General features: G+C 72.2%; 20 protein-coding genes. 13 read left to right on the top strand and 7 right to left on the bottom strand.

Going from position 1 to position 16,468, the window contains the following annotated elements; all coding sequences use genetic code 11:
* Positions 1-81: 81 nt before the first annotated feature.
* Entirely contained in the window at positions 82-735 is a 654-nt protein-coding gene (locus ACFC1X_RS34135) for a response regulator (protein WP_376361526.1), read from the top strand.
* Between the two features lie 16 nt (positions 736-751).
* On the opposite strand, the gene ACFC1X_RS34130 is transcribed toward ACFC1X_RS34135, so the two are convergent.
* Positions 752-2,443 carry a bifunctional 3'-5' exonuclease/DNA polymerase gene (locus ACFC1X_RS34130; protein WP_376361523.1) on the bottom strand — a complete coding sequence of 564 codons (1,692 nt, stop codon included), beginning with the start codon at positions 2,441-2,443 and terminating at the stop codon, positions 752-754.
* An 82-nt stretch (positions 2,444-2,525) separates the two neighbouring features.
* Positions 2,526-3,278, bottom strand: a complete 753-nt coding sequence (locus ACFC1X_RS34125; protein WP_376361520.1) for a Clp protease N-terminal domain-containing protein — start codon at positions 3,276-3,278, stop codon at positions 2,526-2,528.
* An 89-nt stretch (positions 3,279-3,367) separates the two neighbouring features.
* Here ACFC1X_RS34125 and ACFC1X_RS34120 point away from each other — a divergent pair, with 89 nt between their 5' ends.
* On the top strand, positions 3,368-4,507 hold the full coding sequence (locus ACFC1X_RS34120) for a DUF2786 domain-containing protein (protein WP_376361517.1): 1,140 nt from the start codon (positions 3,368-3,370) through the stop codon (positions 4,505-4,507).
* A 24-nt stretch (positions 4,508-4,531) separates the two neighbouring features.
* Here the strand turns inward: ACFC1X_RS34120 and ACFC1X_RS34115 are convergent, their stop codons facing one another.
* From ACFC1X_RS34115 to rpmB, 3 genes are all read right to left on the bottom strand, one after another.
* Positions 4,532-5,155 carry a hypothetical protein gene (locus ACFC1X_RS34115; RefSeq protein ID WP_376361514.1) on the bottom strand — a complete coding sequence of 208 codons (624 nt, stop codon included), beginning with the start codon at positions 5,153-5,155 and terminating at the stop codon, positions 4,532-4,534.
* 82 nt (positions 5,156-5,237) lie between these two features.
* Complete coding sequence (rpsN, locus tag ACFC1X_RS34110) at positions 5,238-5,543, bottom strand: 30S ribosomal protein S14 (protein WP_376361511.1); 306 nt, start codon at positions 5,541-5,543, stop codon at positions 5,238-5,240.
* Complete coding sequence (rpmB, locus tag ACFC1X_RS34105; protein WP_376361508.1) at positions 5,543-5,779, bottom strand: 50S ribosomal protein L28; 237 nt, start codon at positions 5,777-5,779, stop codon at positions 5,543-5,545. Before rpmB ends, rpsN begins: the two co-directional genes overlap by 1 nt.
* A gap of 72 nt (positions 5,780-5,851) precedes the next feature.
* Between rpmB and rpmG the strand changes: the two genes are divergently transcribed.
* The 5 genes from rpmG to ACFC1X_RS34080 all read left to right on the top strand — a co-directional run bounded on the left by rpmG (position 5,852) and on the right by ACFC1X_RS34080 (position 8,279).
* Complete coding sequence (rpmG, locus tag ACFC1X_RS34100) at positions 5,852-6,016, top strand: 50S ribosomal protein L33 (RefSeq protein ID WP_044382365.1); 165 nt, start codon at positions 5,852-5,854, stop codon at positions 6,014-6,016.
* 6 nt (positions 6,017-6,022) lie between these two features.
* A complete protein-coding gene (locus ACFC1X_RS34095; protein ID WP_122616829.1) occupies positions 6,023-6,274 on the top strand; it encodes a type B 50S ribosomal protein L31 in 252 nt (83 codons plus the stop codon).
* Positions 6,271-7,455 (top strand): CobW family GTP-binding protein, encoded by a 1,185-nt coding sequence (locus ACFC1X_RS34090; RefSeq protein ID WP_376361503.1) that lies wholly within the window; start codon positions 6,271-6,273, stop codon positions 7,453-7,455. Before ACFC1X_RS34095 ends, ACFC1X_RS34090 begins: the two co-directional genes overlap by 4 nt.
* A gap of 4 nt (positions 7,456-7,459) precedes the next feature.
* Entirely contained in the window at positions 7,460-7,702 is a 243-nt protein-coding gene (gene rpsR / locus ACFC1X_RS34085; RefSeq protein WP_376361500.1) for a 30S ribosomal protein S18, read from the top strand.
* A 307-nt stretch (positions 7,703-8,009) separates the two neighbouring features.
* Positions 8,010-8,279, top strand: a complete 270-nt coding sequence (locus tag ACFC1X_RS34080; RefSeq protein WP_122616831.1) for a DUF397 domain-containing protein — start codon at positions 8,010-8,012, stop codon at positions 8,277-8,279.
* A 75-nt stretch (positions 8,280-8,354) separates the two neighbouring features.
* On the opposite strand, the gene ACFC1X_RS34075 is transcribed toward ACFC1X_RS34080, so the two are convergent.
* Entirely contained in the window at positions 8,355-8,876 is a 522-nt protein-coding gene (locus tag ACFC1X_RS34075; protein WP_376361497.1) for an ATP-binding protein, read from the bottom strand.
* A 356-nt stretch (positions 8,877-9,232) separates the two neighbouring features.
* Between ACFC1X_RS34075 and ACFC1X_RS34070 the strand changes: the two genes are divergently transcribed.
* From ACFC1X_RS34070 to ACFC1X_RS34050, 5 genes are all read left to right on the top strand, one after another.
* Positions 9,233-10,057: a helix-turn-helix domain-containing protein gene (locus ACFC1X_RS34070; protein WP_376361673.1), complete on the top strand. Its 825-nt coding sequence runs from the start codon at positions 9,233-9,235 to the stop codon at positions 10,055-10,057.
* Between the two features lie 71 nt (positions 10,058-10,128).
* Positions 10,129-11,589 (top strand): aldehyde dehydrogenase family protein, encoded by a 1,461-nt coding sequence (locus tag ACFC1X_RS34065; protein ID WP_376361494.1) that lies wholly within the window; start codon positions 10,129-10,131, stop codon positions 11,587-11,589.
* Positions 11,590-11,622: 33 nt separating this feature from the next.
* Positions 11,623-12,273 carry a PadR family transcriptional regulator gene (locus ACFC1X_RS34060; RefSeq protein WP_376361492.1) on the top strand — a complete coding sequence of 217 codons (651 nt, stop codon included), beginning with the start codon at positions 11,623-11,625 and terminating at the stop codon, positions 12,271-12,273.
* Positions 12,274-12,346: 73 nt separating this feature from the next.
* Positions 12,347-13,288 (top strand): ATP-binding cassette domain-containing protein, encoded by a 942-nt coding sequence (locus tag ACFC1X_RS34055; protein WP_376361489.1) that lies wholly within the window; start codon positions 12,347-12,349, stop codon positions 13,286-13,288.
* Between the two features lie 29 nt (positions 13,289-13,317).
* On the top strand, positions 13,318-14,076 hold the full coding sequence (locus ACFC1X_RS34050; RefSeq protein ID WP_376361670.1) for an ABC transporter permease: 759 nt from the start codon (positions 13,318-13,320) through the stop codon (positions 14,074-14,076).
* Between the two features lie 10 nt (positions 14,077-14,086).
* Here the strand turns inward: ACFC1X_RS34050 and ACFC1X_RS34045 are convergent, their stop codons facing one another.
* Positions 14,087-15,508 (bottom strand): glutamate decarboxylase, encoded by a 1,422-nt coding sequence (locus ACFC1X_RS34045; protein ID WP_376361486.1) that lies wholly within the window; start codon positions 15,506-15,508, stop codon positions 14,087-14,089.
* 99 nt (positions 15,509-15,607) lie between these two features.
* On the opposite strand from ACFC1X_RS34045, the gene ACFC1X_RS34040 reads away from it, so the two are divergent.
* Entirely contained in the window at positions 15,608-16,369 is a 762-nt protein-coding gene (locus tag ACFC1X_RS34040; RefSeq protein WP_376361483.1) for a MerR family transcriptional regulator, read from the top strand.
* The last annotated feature ends 99 nt before the right edge of the window (positions 16,370-16,468 follow it).

Raw genomic sequence — 16,468 nt, 5'->3', positions numbered from 1 at the left:
ACGGGTGCTCCTGAGACGACCCGATCGGCGGTCCCGAGACGGCTCGATCGGCGCCCCGATCGGCGGCCTTAGGATGAACAGATGATCCGGGTCCTGGTCGCCGACGACGAGGCGCTGATGCGCGCGGGAATCCGGCTCATCCTGGAGAACGCCGACGACATCGAGGTGGTCGCCGAGGCGGGTGACGGCCGGGAAGCCGTCGCGGCCTGCCGGGCTCAGGGCGTCGATGTCGCCCTGGTCGACGTCCAGATGCCGGGCGGGGACGGTATCGCCGCCGCCGAGGGCATCTCCCGTCTCTCGCCCCGCACATGCGTCGTGATGCTGACGGCCTTCGGGGAGGAGGAGCACGTGACGCGTGCCCTGCGGGCCGGGGCCAGCGGCTTCCTCCTCAAGGACACCGGCCCCGCCGACCTCATCCGCGCCGTGCAACTCGCCGCCAGGGGCGAGCCGGTGCTGGCACCCCGGATCACCCGGCAGCTGCTGGACCGGCACGTGCGGTCCGGCCGGGACACCGAGGCCGCGCGGCGCCGCGTCGACGAACTGACGCCTGCCGAACGGGACGTGCTGCGGCTGCTCGGCACCGGGCTGTCCAACGCGGAGATCGCCGACCAGCTGTACCTGAGCGCCGGCACGGTCAAGGCGCACATCAGCCGCATCCTCACCCGCACCGGCTGCGCCAACCGCGTCCAGGCCGCCGTACTCGCCCACGACGCCGGGATGCTCGACGCCCGTTGAACCCGTCGTAGGGCGCTCACTTCGCGTCCCCGTAGCACTCCACCACCGCCGTGGTGAACGGGAACCGCACCGGCGTGGCCCCGAACGTCAGCCGTCCCGCCAGTTCCGCCGACTCCCGGATCGCCGCCACGACCGCGTCGGCCTCCTCCTCGGGACAGTGCACGATCACCTCGTCGTGCTGGAAGAAGACCAGCTCGGCCGCCATGTCCGCGCAGTGCTGCCGCAGCGCGGCGAGCAGCAGCAGCGCCCAGTCGGCGGCGCTGCCCTGCACGACGAAGTTGCGGGCGAAGCGGCCCCGCGCGCGGGCGTCGGTGGAGGCGTAGCCCGGCACCCACTCGTGCGGGCGGTCCGGGGAGCCGGTGGGGTCGTCCTGCGGCAGGCCCGCCTCCTCGGCGCCGTCGGCCGCGCCGGCCGCCGGCGGGCAGGTGCGCCCGAGCCAGGTCCGCACGAGCCGCCCCTCCTCGCCCGCGCGGGCCGCGTCGTCCACGTACGCCACCGCCCTCGGGAAGCGGCGTCGGAGCGCGGCGAGGTTCTTCAGGCCGTCGCCGGAGGTCTGCCCGTACACCGCGCCGAGCACGGCGAGTTTGGCCTGCGCGCGGTCTCCGGAGAAGGCGCGGTCGGAGACCGACTGGTAGAGGTCGCTCTCCCGGCCGGCCACCTCCATCAGCCCGGGGTCGCGGGAGATCGCCGCCAGTACCCGCGGCTCCATCTGGTCGGCGTCCGCGACGACCAGCCGCCAGCCGGGGTCGGCGACGACGGCCCGCCGGATCACCTTGGGGATCTGCAGCCCGCCCCCGCCATTGGTCACCCAGCGTCCGGTGACGGTGCCGCCGGCCAGGAACTCGGGGCGGAACCGTCCCTCGCGCACCCAGTCCTGGAGCCAGGACCAGCCGTGCGCGACCCAGATCCGGTACAGCTTCTTGTACTCGATCAAGGGCTTCACGGCAGGATGGTCGAGCGATTCCAGCTCCCAGCGGCGGGTGGAGCCGACCTTGACGCCCGCCTGCCCGAACGCCTTGACCACGTCCGCGGGCAGGTCGGGCCGCACCCGTCGGCCGAACGCCGCCGACACCTCCTCCGCCAGCTCGGCCAGGCGGCGCGGCTCGCCCCCGCCCGCGTACCGCTCGCCCAGCAGGTCGTGGAGGATCTCGCGGTGGACGTCGGCCCGCCAGGGGAGCCCCGCGTGGTTCATCTCGGCCGCCACCAGCGTGCCCGCCGACTCGGCCGCGGTCAGCAGCCGCATCCGGTCGGGGTGGGCGGTCCGCTCGTGCCGGCGCTGCTGCTCGGCGTAGACGGCGAGCAGGTCGTCCAGGGGCAGGTGGACCCCCTGCGGTTCGAACAGCGGGGACTGAGCGCCCGGCTCGGCGGAGCGCTGCGGCGGATCGGTCGGTACGGGGCCGCCGCGCAGCCGGGCCAGGGCCGCCGCGGCCGAGCGCGGCTCCCCGTACCGCCCCTCGTGGCCGAGGAGCAGGGTCTCGGCTGCCTCCATGTCGTAGCACCGCTCGACTCGCACCCCCGTGGCGAGCAGGCGCGGAGCGACCTCGGCGGTGGACCGCCACACCCAGCGCGCGACCTCCGGCCTGCTCCGTACGGCCTCGGCGGGGCCGGCCTCCCGCCGCACCGGTCCGGCGGGCAGCCCGTCGGGGCCGAGGGGGGCGACCTCCACACCACCCTCCTCGGCCACGGCGAGTGCCCACCGGTCGGCCATGTCGCGAGTGTCGCAGCAGGGTCTGACAATCCCCCCCGCGGCGACCGCAGCGGCGTTGTCAGACCCTCCGCGACCGCGGGCGTCAGCCCTGTCCCTCCTCGCGGTCGTCTTCCGGTTCCGGCTTCATGAACTGCGCCAGTACCTCCGTGACGTACCGCTCGATCGACTCCTTGCCGATGCCGAGTCCGCTCAGTACGCCCTCGCCGTTCTCGTGCTCCAGCAGGGCGAGCAGGATGTGTTCGGTGCCGATGTAGTTGTGGCCGAGGCGGAGGGCCTCGCGGAAGGTGAGTTCCAGGACCTTCTTCGCGGCGGGGCCGTACGGCACCAGTTCCGGGACCTCGTCGGCGGCGGGCGGCAGCTTCGCCGTCGCCGCCTCGCGGATCGCATCGAGGGCCACGCCCTGCGCGGTGATCGCCTTGGCGGCCAGACCGTCGCGTACGGTGAGCACGCCCAGGACGAGGTGTTCGGGCAGGCCCTCGGTGGCGCCGGCGGCCACCGCCTCGTTGTGCGCGGCCATCACGGCGTTCTGCGCGCGCGGCGTGTAGCGGCTGAAGCCCTGGCTCGCGTCCAGGTCGGCCGACTCCTTGGGCACGAAGCGCTTCTGCGCCGCCTGGCGGGTGACGCCCATGCTCTTGCCGATGTCCGTCCAGGAAGCACCCGAACGCCGGGCCTGGTCCACGAAGTGTCCGATGAGGTGGTCGGCCACCTCTCCGAGGTGCTCGCCGGCGATGACGGCGTCCTGGAGCTGTTCGAGGGGCTCCGGGTGCACCTTCTTGATCGCGGTGATGAGTTCGTCGAGTCGTACGGATGACGTGATGCTCGGATTCGTCGCCATGTGTCAACCGTAGGTTGCGCCCTCATGACTGTCAACCTTCAGTTGACAGTAGGTCGCTCGCTCTCGGCGGGTCGTGGCACGATCGCCGGGTGAGTACGTCCCGCACCGTCGACCGCGCCTTCGAGGCCGCCCTCTACGACACCGCCGAGCACGCCCTCGACACCGCCGCCTCGCTGCTCGCGGCCGACCCGGCGGCGGACGCGGAACTGGCCGGGCGCGGCGAGGAGTTCGTGGCCACGGCCTGGCGGCGCGGCTGGCAGCCCGCCGACCTCGTGCGCGTCGTCCGCCGCGAACTGGGCGACGTACACGTACGGCTGGTCGCGGCGCTGATCCGCGCGCAGGCGCCGCACGACCGGCCGCGCGGCCCCCGCTGGGCGGCGCAGCTCGACGGCGTACCGGACGGGACCGCCCCGCCGCGCACCGACCGCTTCTCGCACGCCACCGCCGTACTGGAGCTGTACCGCCTGCTGCTGCGGCTGCCCACGCTGGAGCCCCTCGACGCGGGGGAGACCGGGCGGCCCCGGCGGGAGAACCGGCCCGAGTCCCGCGCCCTCGCCCGCATCCGCGCGCTGCTCGCCAAGGCGGAGGCGACCGGGTATCCGGAGGAGGCGGAGGCGCTGAGCGGCAAGGCGCAGGAGCTGATGGCCCGGCACAGCGTCGACGAGGCGCTGCTGTCGGTGCACGCTCCCTCGCCGGACGCCCCCGGCGCCTGCCGGATCGGGGTCGAGGCGCCGTACGAGCGGGCCAAGGCGGTGCTGCTGGACGCGGTGGCCGACGCCAACCACTGCCGGGCGGTGTGGAACGAGCCCCTCGGCTTCTCCACCGTCGTCGGTTTCGAGGCCGATCTGGAGGCGGTCGAACTCCTCTACACCTCGCTGCTGGTGCAGGCCGAGGCCGCGATGACGAAGGCGGAGGCGGCCCAGCGGGCGGGCGGGCGCAAGCGCACCAAGACGTTCCGCCAGTCGTTCCTCGCCGCCTACGCCCACCGCGCGGGCACCCGGTTGCGGGCCGCCGCGGAGGCCGTCACCGCCGAGGCGGGCAGCGCCGGGGACGTGGACCTGCTGCCGGTGCTCGCCTCCCGGGAGGTCGCGGTCACCGACCGGCTGGAGCGCATGTTCCCCGAGACGACCACGACCCGGCTGCGCGGCGCCGGTGACGCGGCCGGCTGGACGGAGGGCACCCGCGCGGCCGACCACGCCGAGGTCGGCCGCCGACGGCCACTGCGGTAGGCGGCCACTGGAGCAGGCGCGGGTTCAGGAGCCGAGGCCCTCCGTCGGCAGGCCCGGCGGCAGCGACCCGCCCTCCGACTTGGTGTACGTCTCCTCGCCGAGACCGCCCTCCCAGATCATCTTGAGGGACTTGCCGTCCACCGACCCGACCGTGCCGGTCGCCCGGTCGTCGCTGCCGTCGGTGCACTTGAGGCGGATGATCCGGGTGCCGGCGTCCTCACCGGCGGTGCCGCTGCACACGGTTCCGCCGGTGGCGAAGAGGGCGGCCTTGTCGCCGGTCACCATCAGCGCGACGGCCTGGCCGTCGGTGGTGGCCAGCCAGCTCCCCTCCAACTCCCCGGCGTCGGACGGCGACCCGCCGCTGTCGCCGCCCGGGTCCGTGCTCGCGGACGCCTCGGGCGCCGCCGAGGACTCGCCGCCCCCGCCCGAGCCGCTCCCGCCCGAGCCACCGTCCTCGGAGCCCCCGCCGTCGGTGCACGCGGTCAGCGCCAGCGTGCCCACCAGCCCGAGGGTCACGGCCGCGGCCCGCACGGACCGCCGCGCCCGCCCGCGCGAGCGCCGCCCGTCCGAGCGCCGCGCGCGGGGTTCCGGCAGAAGGTCATCCGTACGCGTCGCGCTCGCCGTACTCTCCGCAGTCACCAACGTCACGGGAAGCTCCAAGCTGTAGCCGGACGGCCGGGCCGGCCCCAGGGGCATCGCAACCCCGGGACGACCTGAGGACAGCCGCAAGTTACCAGGACGACTTGCGGACCCCCGGCAGATGTCCGGCGTGCGCCTGCTCACGCAGGTTCACCCGGGACAGCCCGAAGGTGCGGAGGTAGCCGCGCGGGCGTCCGTCGACCTGGTCGCGGTTGCGCACCCGCGTGGGGCTCGCGTCGCGCGGCTGCCTGCGCAGTTCCCGCAGGGCGGCGAGCCGTTCGGCCTCGGTGGAGGACGGGCGCCGGACGACCTCCTTCAGTTCGGCCCGGCGCGCCGCGTACCGCGCGACGGTCACCCGCCGCTGCTCGTTCTTCGCGATCTTGCTCTTCTTCGCCATCAGACCTTCACTCCCCGGGCACGGATGCGGGCCACGGCCGCCTCCACGCCGATCGCGTCGACCGTCCTGATCCCCTTCGTGCTCAGCCGCAGCCGTACGTGCCTGCGCTCGCTCGGCAGCCAGTACCGCTTGCTCTGGATGTTGGGGTCGAAGCGGCGCGAGGTGCGCCGGTGGGAGTGGGAGATGCGGTTGCCGAAACCGGGCTCGGTGCCGGTCAGCATGCAGTGGGCGGACACGGGTGACGTACCTCTCCTTCAGAGGGGGCGGACGTAACTGTTAATGGAATTCATTTTCAGTAAGATAGCAGCATGGCACGCAACGAACTCCGTCCGGTCATCAAGCTGAGGTCCACCGCCGGGACCGGCTTCACCTACGTCACCCGCAAGAACCGCCGCAACGACCCGGACCGGCTGACCCTGCGCAAGTACGACCCGGTGGCCGGCCGGCACGTCGACTTCCGAGAGGAGCGCTGACCCGTCATGCGCGAGGGAATCCACCCCGAGTACCGCCCGGTCGTCTTCCGCGACCGCGCGGCGAACCACGCCTTCCTCACCCGCTCGACGATGACCAGCGAGCGCACCGTCGAGTGGGAGGACGGCCGGACCTACCCGGTCGTCGACGTCGAGACCTCGAACGTCAGCCACCCCTTCTACACGGGCACCGCCCGCGTCCTGGACACCGCCGGACGCGTGGAGCGCTTCGCGCGCCGGTACGGGAAGGGCGGGGCATGAGCGGCCCGGACCGACCGGCGCCGCCGGTGGTGATCGTCGGCGGGCTGCACGCCGAGGCCCGCCGGGCGACCGTGGCGCGGCTGCTGGCCGACGTGCCGGGCAGCGTCGTCCTCCACCACGACCTGGCGACGGCCACCGCGGGCACGGTCGTACGGACCGTGCGGGACGCCACCGGCATCCTCTCCGCCGGCGAGGCGCCCCTCGTCAACGACTGCGCCTGCTGCGCCCTGCGCGAGGACCTCGTCCCCGAGCTGGTCCGGCTGGCGGACGCCGGGGGCACCCCGCTGGCGGTGGTCGAGCTGTGGGACTCCGTCGAGCCCAAGGCCATGGCGGAGGTGGTGACGGCCGGCGGCTTCACCGTCACCGGCGTGATCACCGCCGTGGACCCGGCCCTGGTGCTGCCGTACCTGGGCAACGGCGACGACCTCGCCGAGGGCGGCCTCGCCGCCGCGGCCACCGACCAGCGCACCGTCGCCGACACCTTCGCGCGGCAGCTGGAGTACGCCCCCGTCCTCGCCCTGGCCGACTCCCTCCCCGGCTCACCGGAGGCCGACGACGAGGACCGCGAGCTGCTGGCCCAGCTGCATCCGACGGCCCGCCGGGTGCCGGTCGGCCACGCGGACGGGAGCGCGCCCGCCCCGCCCTCCGAGCTGGCCCGCGCCGCCCTCGCCGGGTTCGACGTGGAGGCCGCGGCCGCCGCCCAGCACCCGGCCTGCGCCCTGCTGCCCGCCGAGGCCGACGCGCACGGCGTCACCACGCTGGTCTGGCACCGCCGCCGCCCCTTCCACCCGGGCCGGCTGTACGCGGCGCTGGAGGACCTGACCTGTGCCGCCGCCCGCAGCCGGGGCCGGTTCTGGCTGGCCGACAAGGCGGACACGCTGCTGCACTGGGACGCCGCGGGCGGGGCGCTGTGCGTGGAGGGGGCGGGGCCGTGGCTCGCCTCGCTGCCCGACGCCGCCTGGGACCTGGTCCCGCCGGTGCGCCGGGCCGCCGCCGCGCTGGACTGGCACCCCGAGCACGGCGACCGCTGCCAGCACCTGGTCTTCACGTCTCCCGGCCTCGACCGCGACGGCCTGGCCCGGCTCCTGGAGTCCTGCCTGCTGACCGACGCCGAGTACGCCGCCGGGCGGGCCGCCTGGGAGCGGCTGCCGTCCGGCTTCGACACCCTCCTGGAGGTCTGACCCCATGTCCCGGATCCCCCGCAAGAGTGACCGCAAGCCCGCCGGGAAGCGGCCCAACCCGCTGGACCAGGCCGGAGTGACGTACATCGACTACAAGGACACCGACCTGTTGCGGAGGTTCATCTCCGACCGCGGCAAGATCCGCAGCCGCCGCGTCACCCGCGTGACGTCCCAGCAGCAGCGGCGGCTGGCCAGGGCGATCAAGAACGCGCGCGAGATGGCGCTGCTGCCCTACGCACCGCGCTGACCTGCGCCGCAACCGTCCCGTCCGACGTCGCGCCGGGGGCCCGCTCAGCCGAGCGGGCTCCCGGCGCTGTTGCATGTTGTTGCATGTTCTAGGAATTCGGGGGCAAACGGGGAACGTCTTCTCCGCAGTGGGCGTCCATGAGAGCAAGGGCTTTCGGGTAAAGCGGCCGTCAAGGCTGTAACCGCAGGAACACCGCGCGTGCACGTGCATTTGCTCATGCATCAGCACGTGAACGGGGTTATGATCCGGATCAGTTGACCACTGCATCAATGGCCACATCAGCCAGTGCACCACCGGGGAGCGACCTGTGGACCACGACGTGTACGACGTTGACCGCGTGTCCGGCGTGTACAACGGCATGGCCGCCACGCAGCTGCACGACGCAGCCTGGCAGAAGAGCCGGCACAGCAACTCGCAGGGGTCCTGCGTGGAGTTCGCGCGGCTGCCCGACGGCGCCGTCGCGGTGCGCAACTCGCGCTTTCCCGACGGGCCCGCGCTCGTCTACACGCGGGCCGAGATCGAGGCCATGCTGCTCGGCGTCAAGGACGGCGAGTTCGACCACCTGGTCACGAGCTGACACGCCGGGTGACACGTGGCACCCGGCGTGTGACACGCGTAGAACCGCGACGCGTCAAGGCGTCGCGGCGCTGCGTCATCCGTAGGTCGGGTCCGTCCCCTCGCAGGGCCGCGGGAGCCGGAACAGCGCCCAGACGACCTTGCCGTTGAGCGTCCCGGCGAGCGGGTGCCAGCCCCAGCTGTCGCTGAAGGAGTCCACGAGGAGGAGGCCGCGGCCCGACTCGGCCGAGAAGTCGTCCGTCTCGCGGGCCACCGGACTGTCGTGACTGGGGTCGCGCACCGCGCACACCAGCCGCTCGGTCCAGCGCATCAGGTGCAGCCGGACGGGGCCGTTGTGCTCGCCGTGGCGGGGGGTGTCCGCCGGCAGCGCGTGGCGCAGGGCGTTGGTGACGAGTTCGGAGACCACCAGGCAGACGTCGTCGAAGCGGTCGCCCGCGTCCCAGCCGTCCAGCGTTCTGCGGGTGAATCTCCGGGCCTCGCGCACCGCTTCGAAGCGCGGCGGGAGGGCGCAGGAGGCGGCGTTGGACACGGCCGCGGGGTCGAGTGGCGGAAGGCCCTGCCGTAACGGCTCGAGCATGGTCGATCCATTCGTCCCCATGCGAGGCACTCCCGAGAATTCGCGGTCGTAGCGATGCGGCGCGGTGGTGCGGGACCATGGTTTCGGATGCGTACCGCAGATGCAAGGGCAGATGCACGTGCACGTGACCGAAATGGACCTGCCCGTACCGCTTGTTGGGCAATTTTTCCGTCATTTTCGCCTCCCCTTCATCTCTGGCGACGACCGGTTTCGGATCATCGCCTGCATGATCCTGTGCGTTTCCTTTGGCTCGATTCCATTTCCGTAACCGGACGAGTACTGCTCGGAGTGTTTTAGTGGCAGACTTCGGCCCCTGAAGACGGTTGGGGAGGCTGGCGAACGTGAGCGCGGGAGAGCCCGGATCGGTGGTGCGGCGCATGCTGCTCGGATCACAACTCAGGCGACTGCGTGAGACGCGGGGGATCACGCGGGAGGCGGCGGGCTACTCGATCCGCGCCTCCGAATCGAAGATCAGCCGGATGGAGCTGGGCCGGGTGAGCTTCAAGACGAGGGACGTCGAGGACCTGCTGACGCTGTACGGCATCACCGATGAGCAGGAGCGCACCTCCCTGCTCTCGCTGGCCAAGGAGGCCAATGTCGCGGGCTGGTGGCACAGCTACTCCGACGTGCTGCCCAGCTGGTTCCCCACCTATGTGGGCCTGGAGGGCGCCGCCTCGCTGATCCGGGTGTACGAGGTGCAGTTCGTGCACGGCCTGCTGCAGACCGAGGAGTACGCCCGCGCGGTGGTCCGGCGCGGCATGAAGGGCGCCGGCGCGGCGGACGTCGAACGGCGGGTCGCGCTGCGCCTGGAGCGGCAGAAGTACCTCGTCGCGGAGAACGCACCCGAGTTCCACATCGTCCTGGACGAGGCCGCCCTGCGCCGTCCCTACGGCGACCGCGCGGTGATGCGCGGACAGCTCCAGCACCTGATCGAGATGTCCGAACGCCCCAATGTGCGGCTCCAGATCATGCCGTTCGGCTTCGGCGGACACTCCGGCGAGAGTGGCGCGTTCACGCTCCTCAGCTTCCCCGAGTCCGACCTGTCGGACGTCGTCTACCTGGAGCAGCTCACCAGCGCGCTCTACCTCGACAAGCACGAGGACGTCACCCAGTACGAGACGGCGCTGAAGGAACTCCAGCAGGACAGTCCGGGGCCGGACGAGAGCCGGGACCTTCTCCGGGGGCTCCTCCAACTCTCGTAAAACATAAGTACGATGACGCCCATTCAGGCGGCCCGCTCCGGCTGCGGCAGCTCAGGGGATTGAGGGATCACATGTCGTCGTACTTCACCGACCTCGCCCAGCAGTACATCGACGGCGAGTGGCGCCCGGGCACCGGATCCTGGGACATCATCGACTTCAACCCGTACGACAACGAGAAGCTGGCCTCGGTCACCATAGCCACGGCCGACGAGGTCGACGCCGCCTACCGGGCCGCCGAGCGCGCCCAGAAGCAGTGGGCCGCGACGAACCCGTACGCGCGCCGCGCGGTGTTCGAGAAGGCGCTGCGCCTGGTGGAGGAGCGCGAGGAGGAGATCAGCGAGGCGATCGTCGCCGAGCTGGGCGGCACCCGTCTGAAGGCCGCCTTCGAACTGCACCTCGCCAAGGAGTTCCTGCGCGAGGCGGTCCACCTGGCGCTGCGTCCCGAGGGCCGGATCATCCCGTCCCCGGTCGACGGCAAGGAGAACCGCGTCTACCGGGTGCCGGTCGGCGTCGTGGGCGTCATCAGCCCCTTCAACTTCCCCTTCCTCCTCTCGCTGAAGTCGGTCGCCCCGGCCCTCGCCCTGGGCAACGGCGTCGTCCTCAAGCCGCACCAGAACACGCCGATCGTCGGCGGCACCCTGGTCGCGAAGCTCTTCGAGGACGCGGGGCTCCCCGGCGGCCTGCTCAACGTCGTCGTAACCGACATCGCGGAGATCGGGGACGCCTTCATCGAGCACCCGGTCCCCAAGGTCATCTCCTTCACCGGCTCGGACAAGGTCGGCCGCCACGTGGCCACGGTCTGCGCCGCGCACTTCAAGCGCTCCATTCTCGAACTCGGCGGCAACAGCGCCCTGGTGGTCCTCGACGACGCCGACGTCGACTACGCGGTCGACGCCGCCGTCTTCAGCCGGTACGTGCACCAGGGCCAGGTCTGCATGGCCGCCAACCGCGTGCTGGTCGACCGCGCGGTGGCCGACGAGTTCACCGAGAAGTTCGTCGCCAAGGTCCGCACGCTCAAGACCGGCGACCCGCGCGACCCGTCGACCGTGATCGGCCCGGTGATCAACTCCTCCCAGGCGGACGCGGTCTCCAGCGTGGTCGAGCAGGCGCTCGCCGAGGGCGCCACCGCCCTGGTGCACGGCACGGTCACGGACAACCTGGTCGAGCCGTCGGTCCTGACCGGCCTGCCCGCCGACTCCGCGCTGCTGCGCCAGGAGGTCTTCGGCCCGGTCGCCTTCCTCGTCCCCTTCGACGGCGAGGAGGAGGCCGTACGCCTGGTCAACGACACCCCGTACGGGCTGAGCGGCGCCGTGCACACGGCGGACGTCGAGCGGGGCGTGAACTTCGCCAAGCGGATCGACACCGGCATGTTCCACGTGAACGACGGCACCGTGCACGACGAGCCGATCGTGCCCTTCGGCGGCGAGAAGCACTCGGGCATCGGCCGCCTCAACGGCGACACGATGCTGGACGCCTTCACCACCCAGAAGTGGATCTCGGTACAGCACGGCCGCAGTGGGTTCCCGTTCTGACGTCCGTGGTGGCCGGGCCCTAATCTGGACCCCATGTCAGCGATCCGTCTCCTCGTGCTCGGCGCCGTGCGTCAGCACGGGCGGGCCCACGGCTACCAGGTGCGCAACGACCTGGAGTACTGGGGCGCGCACGAGTGGTCCAACGCCAAGCCCGGCTCGATCTACCACGCGTTGAAGCAGATGGCGAAGCAGGGGCTGCTGCTCGCGCACGAGATCGCGCCGTCCACGGCGGGCGGGCCGCCGCGCGTGGAGTACGAGGTCACCGAGCAGGGCACGGAGGAGTACCTCACCCTGCTGCGGGCGTACCTCACCGCCTACGACCAGCGGCCGGACGTGCTCACCGCGGCGCTCGGCTTCATGGTCGACCTCCCGCGCGAGGAGGCCCTCGCGCTGCTGGAGGAGCGGGTGCGGAAGATCGAGGAATGGCGGGGCGCCGTCACCGAGTACTACACGCCCGAGGAGGGCCCGGGGCAGCTCGGGCACATCGGCGAGATCATGAACTTCTGGGTCCACTCGGCCGACACCGGCGCCGAGTGGACCCGCGGGCTCATCGACCGCGTCCGGGGCGGCGCGTACACCTTCGCCGGCGAGGGCGATCCGTTCGTCGGGGTGCTGGCGGACGGCGAGGAGAACCCGTTCGCGGCGGGGCGGCCGCACCACGGAGACGACGGAGCTGCCCGCTAATCAAGTTTGCCCAATCTCGCGCGGCGCGTTACCTTGGCGAAGTAGTCAAATTTGGCTAGCGAGGGGAGTGGCAGTGGCCGACGCGGCGATCACCGTCGAAGGGGCACGCAAGAAGTACGGCAAGAAGGACGCGCTGGACGGACTCGACCTCACCGTCACGCGCGGCACGGTGCACGGCGTGCTGGGGCCGAACGGCGCGGGCAAGACGACGCTGGTCCGCATCCTGGCCACCCTGCTGCGGCCCGACGCGGGCCGGATCGAGGTGGCGGGGCACGACGTCGCCACTCAGGCGTACGCCGTACGGCTGCGCATCGGCCTGCTCGGCCAGCACGCGGCCCTCGACGAGGAACTGGGCGGCCGGCAGAACCTGGAGATGTTCGGCCGCCTCCACCACCTCGGCGCCCGGCGGGCACGCGCGCGCGCCGACGACCTGCTCGCGCGCTTCGAACTGTCCGACACCGGACGCAAACCCGTCAGCGCCTACAGCGGCGGCATGCGGCGCCGCCTGGACCTCGCCGCGTCCCTGATCACCGAACCGGAGGTGCTCTTCCTGGACGAGCCGACCACCGGCCTCGACCCGCGCGGCCGCGCCGAGGTCTGGGACTCGGTCCGCTCGCTGGTCGGCGGCGGTACGACGGTCCTGCTCACCACCCAGTACCTGGAGGAGGCCGACCAGCTCGCCGACCGCATCTCCGTCGTCGACGCCGGCCGGGTCGTCGCCGACGGCACGTCCGACGAGCTGAAGGCCGCCATCGGCGGCGACCGCGTCGACGTCGTCCTGCGCGACGCCGGCCAACTGGGCGCCGCCGTCGCCCTGCTGCCCCTCACCGGCGTCCGCGTCGACCCCGACCGCCGCCTGCTCAGCGCCCCGGTCACCGACCGCATGGCCGCCCTCTCCGGCGTCGTACGGGCGCTGGAGGAGGCCGGTCTGGAGGCCGAGGACGTGGCGCTGCGCCGCCCCACCCTGGACGAGGTGTTCCTGCACCTGACCGACCGCACCAAGGAGGCCGTGTGAGCACGAGCACCGTCCCGCACCCGAACCCCATGACCTACGCCCTGACCGACTCCTGGACCATGACCCGCCGGGAGCTGGCCCGCTGGGCGCGGCAGCCGGTGACCATGGTCGTCAACCTGGTCTTCCCGGTCATGCTGCTGCTGATGTTCGGCTACCTGGTCGGCGGCGGCCGGGGCGTGAGCGGCGAGTACGTCGACTACCTGGTCCCCGGGATGCTGGCGCTCACCATGGCGTTCGGCCTGGAGGGCACCATGATCGCCGTCACCCAGGACCTCAACAAGGGCGTCGTCGACCGCTTCCGCTCCCTGCCGATGACCAACGGCGCGGTCCTGGTGGGCCGTTCCGCCGCCGACATGCTCCAGTCGGCGCTCGGACTCACGGTGCTGATCGTGGTCGGCCACGCGCTCGGCTGGCGGACCCACGGCGGCCCCGGCGCCTTCCTGGGCGCCGTCGGCCTGCTCCTGCTCTTCCGCTTCGCCATGCTGTGGATCGGCATCTTCCTGGCCCTGGTGGCCGGCAAGCCCGAGCTGGTGCAGGCGGTGCAGATCCTGGTCTGGCCGGTCGGCTTCCTCTCCAACGCCTTCGCCACGCCCGACTCCATGCCCGGCTGGCTGGGCACGGTCGTCCAGTGGAACCCCATGTCCCAGACCGCCACCGCCGTACGCGACCTGTTCGGCGGCCCCGGCGGCGAGTCCGGCCACGTGTGGGCGGCGATCGCCTGGCCCCTGGCCCTGCTCGTGGTGTTCTTCCCGCTGGCGGTGGGGAGGTTCGCGCGGCTCAGCCGGTGAACGACACCCCCTAGTGGTGGAAGCCGGTGGCCGCCGCCTTGTCCCGGTTCAGCGGATGCGGCTGCCGGCGCAGTTCCGGCAGCAGTCGCTCCAGGTCGTCCAGGAGCAGGTCCGCCATGTCGGTGGAGAAGCCGTTGCGGCACACCACCCGCAGCACGGACAGGTCCTCGCGGTGCGGCGGGAAGGTGTACGCCGGCACCAGCCAGCCGCCCTCCCGCAGCCGCCGCGACACGTCGAAGACGTCGTACGCCGTCACGTCGTCGGCGGTCGTGAAGGCGAACACCGGCAACTGGTCGCCGCGCGTCAGCAGCCGGAAGTCGCCGAGCGCCTCGATCCGTTCGGCGAGTCCGCGGGCGGTGTCCCGCGCGGTCTGCTGCACCGCCTGGTAACCCTCCCGGCCCAGCCGCAGGAACGTGTAGTACTGCGCCACCACCTGCGCGCCGGGCCGGGAGAAGTTCAGCGCGAAGGTCGGCATGTCGCCGCCCAGGTAGTTGACCCGGAAGACCAGCTCCTCGGGCAGCGCGGCCGAGTCCCGCCACAGCGCCCAGCCGACGCCCGGGTACACCAGCCCGTACTTGTGCCCCGAGGTGTTGATCGAGGCGACCCTCGGCAGCCGGAAGTCCCACACCAGGTCCTCGTCGAGGAACGGCGCGACCATGGCGCCCGACGCCCCGTCGACGTGCACCGGCACATCGAGACCGGTGCGCTCCTGGAGGGCGTCCAGGGCGGCGCACAGGTCGGCGATCGGCTCGTAGGAACCGTCGAAGGTGGAGCCCAGGATGCCGACGACACCGATCGTGTTCTCGTCGCACAACTCGGCGGCGGCCCGCGGATCGAGGTGGAAGCGGTCGCCCTCCATGGGCACCTGCCGGGCCTCCACCTCCCAGAAGTTGCAGAACTTGTCCCAGCAGACCTGGACGTTCACGCCCATCACCAGATTGGGCCGCGCCCCCGGATACCGGTCGGCGTTGCGCAGCGCCCAGCGCCGCTTCAGCGCCATCCCGGCGAGCATGCACGCCTCGCTCGACCCGGTCGTCGAACAGCCCACGGTCGTCGACGGGTCGGGCGCGTGCCACAGGTCGGCGAGCATCGCCACACAGCGCCGCTCCAACTCGGCGGTGCGCGGGTACTCGTCCTTGTCGATCATGTTCTTGTCCCGGCACTCGCTCATCAGCACCCCGGCCTGCGGCTCCATCCAGGTGGTGACGAAGGTGGCCAGGTTCAGCCGCGCGTTGCCGTCCAGCATCAGCTCGTCGTGGACCAGCCGGTACGCGCTCTCCGGCGGCAGCGGGGCGTCGGGGAGGCGGTGCGTGGGCGGTGCCTCGGTCATACCGCCGGTCGGGTTCGCCTGACCGTGGAAGGGGTTCACGGCGAGCCGGCGCCGGGCGCGGTCGTCGTCCTGCGGCGGGTGGGGCCCGTGTTGCAGTGGCATGCAACCGACGGTAGGTCCGGGCCGGGAACCCCGCACCCGGACTTGCACCTCACGTCACGTGAGGCGGCAGCGTGGACGGCGTCAGAGAAGGGAGCGGAAGTGAGCTACTCCGTGGGACAGGTCGCGGGCTTCGCCGCGGTGACGGTGCGCACCCTGCACCACTACGACGACATCGGCCTGCTCGTACCCAGCGAGCGCAGCCACGCGGGACACCGGCGCTACAGCGACGCCGACCTCGACCGGCTGCAGCAGATCCTGTTCTACCGAGAGCTCGGCTTCCCGCTCGACGAGGTCGCCGCCCTGCTCGACGACCCGGCCGCGGACCCGCGCGCGCACCTGCGCCGCCAGCACGAGCTGCTGACCGCCCGGATCGGGAAGCTGGAGAGGATGGCGGCGGCCGTGGAGCAGGCCATGGAGGCACGCAGCATGGGAATCAACCTCACGCCGGAGGAGAAGTTCGAGGTCTTCGGCGACTTCGACCCCGACCAGTACGAGGAGGAGGTCCAGGACCGCTGGGGCAACACCGACGCCTACCGCCAGTCGAGGGAGAAGACCGCCTCGTACACCAAGGAGGACTGGCAGCGCATCCAGGAGGAGTCAGACGAACTCACCCGGCGCTTCGTCGCCCTGATGGACGCCGGTGAGCCCGCCGACTCCGAGGCGGCCATGGACGCCGCCGAGGACCACCGGCAGGGGATCGCCCGCAACCACTACGACTGCGGGTACGAGATGCACACCTGCCTGGGCGACATGTACGTCTCGGACGAACGGTTCACGCGGAACATCGACGCCGCCAAGCCGGGCCTCGCCGCCTACATGCGCGACGCGATCCTCGCGAACGCCGTCCGCCACACCCCCTGAGCGGTGGCCGTGGGGCCCGGGGGAAAAACCGGGCCCCCCCCCCCCCCCCCCCGCCCCCCCCCCCCCCGGGGGCACCGCCCCCCCCCGCCCCCCCCCCCC

Origin of the sequence: Streptomyces sp. NPDC056128 (assembly GCF_042263835.1) — a bacterium.
In the GTDB taxonomy this organism is placed as follows: Bacteria; Actinomycetota; Actinomycetes; order Streptomycetales; family Streptomycetaceae; genus Streptomyces.
Note: the sequence above shows the minus strand (reverse complement) of the source record. Positions and strands in the feature narration are given on the sequence as shown.

Bases quoted from the DNA above. Each gene is read 5' to 3' on its own strand.
- rpsN (WP_376361511.1), bottom strand. From the start codon at position 5,543: ATGGCGAAGAAGAGCAAGATCGCGAAGAACGAGCAGCGGCGGGTGACC.
- ACFC1X_RS34090 (WP_376361503.1), top strand. From the start codon at position 6,271: ATGAGCGGCCCGGACCGACCGGCGCCGCCGGTGGTGATCGTCGGCGGG.
- ACFC1X_RS34050 (WP_376361670.1), top strand. From the start codon at position 13,318: ATGACCTACGCCCTGACCGACTCCTGGACCATGACCCGCCGGGAGCTG.
- ACFC1X_RS34125 (WP_376361520.1), bottom strand. From the start codon at position 3,278: ATGGCGACGAATCCGAGCATCACGTCATCCGTACGACTCGACGAACTC.
- ACFC1X_RS34135 (WP_376361526.1), top strand. From the start codon at position 82: ATGATCCGGGTCCTGGTCGCCGACGACGAGGCGCTGATGCGCGCGGGA.
- rpmG (WP_044382365.1), top strand. From the start codon at position 5,852: ATGGCACGCAACGAACTCCGTCCGGTCATCAAGCTGAGGTCCACCGCC.
- ACFC1X_RS34095 (WP_122616829.1), top strand. From the start codon at position 6,023: ATGCGCGAGGGAATCCACCCCGAGTACCGCCCGGTCGTCTTCCGCGAC.
- ACFC1X_RS34065 (WP_376361494.1), top strand. From the start codon at position 10,129: ATGTCGTCGTACTTCACCGACCTCGCCCAGCAGTACATCGACGGCGAG.
- rpsR (WP_376361500.1), top strand. From the start codon at position 7,460: ATGTCCCGGATCCCCCGCAAGAGTGACCGCAAGCCCGCCGGGAAGCGG.
- ACFC1X_RS34130 (WP_376361523.1), bottom strand. From the start codon at position 2,443: ATGGCCGACCGGTGGGCACTCGCCGTGGCCGAGGAGGGTGGTGTGGAG.
- ACFC1X_RS34045 (WP_376361486.1), bottom strand. From the start codon at position 15,508: ATGCCACTGCAACACGGGCCCCACCCGCCGCAGGACGACGACCGCGCC.
- ACFC1X_RS34060 (WP_376361492.1), top strand. From the start codon at position 11,623: ATGTCAGCGATCCGTCTCCTCGTGCTCGGCGCCGTGCGTCAGCACGGG.
- ACFC1X_RS34070 (WP_376361673.1), top strand. From the start codon at position 9,233: ATGCTGCTCGGATCACAACTCAGGCGACTGCGTGAGACGCGGGGGATC.
- ACFC1X_RS34075 (WP_376361497.1), bottom strand. From the start codon at position 8,876: ATGGGGACGAATGGATCGACCATGCTCGAGCCGTTACGGCAGGGCCTT.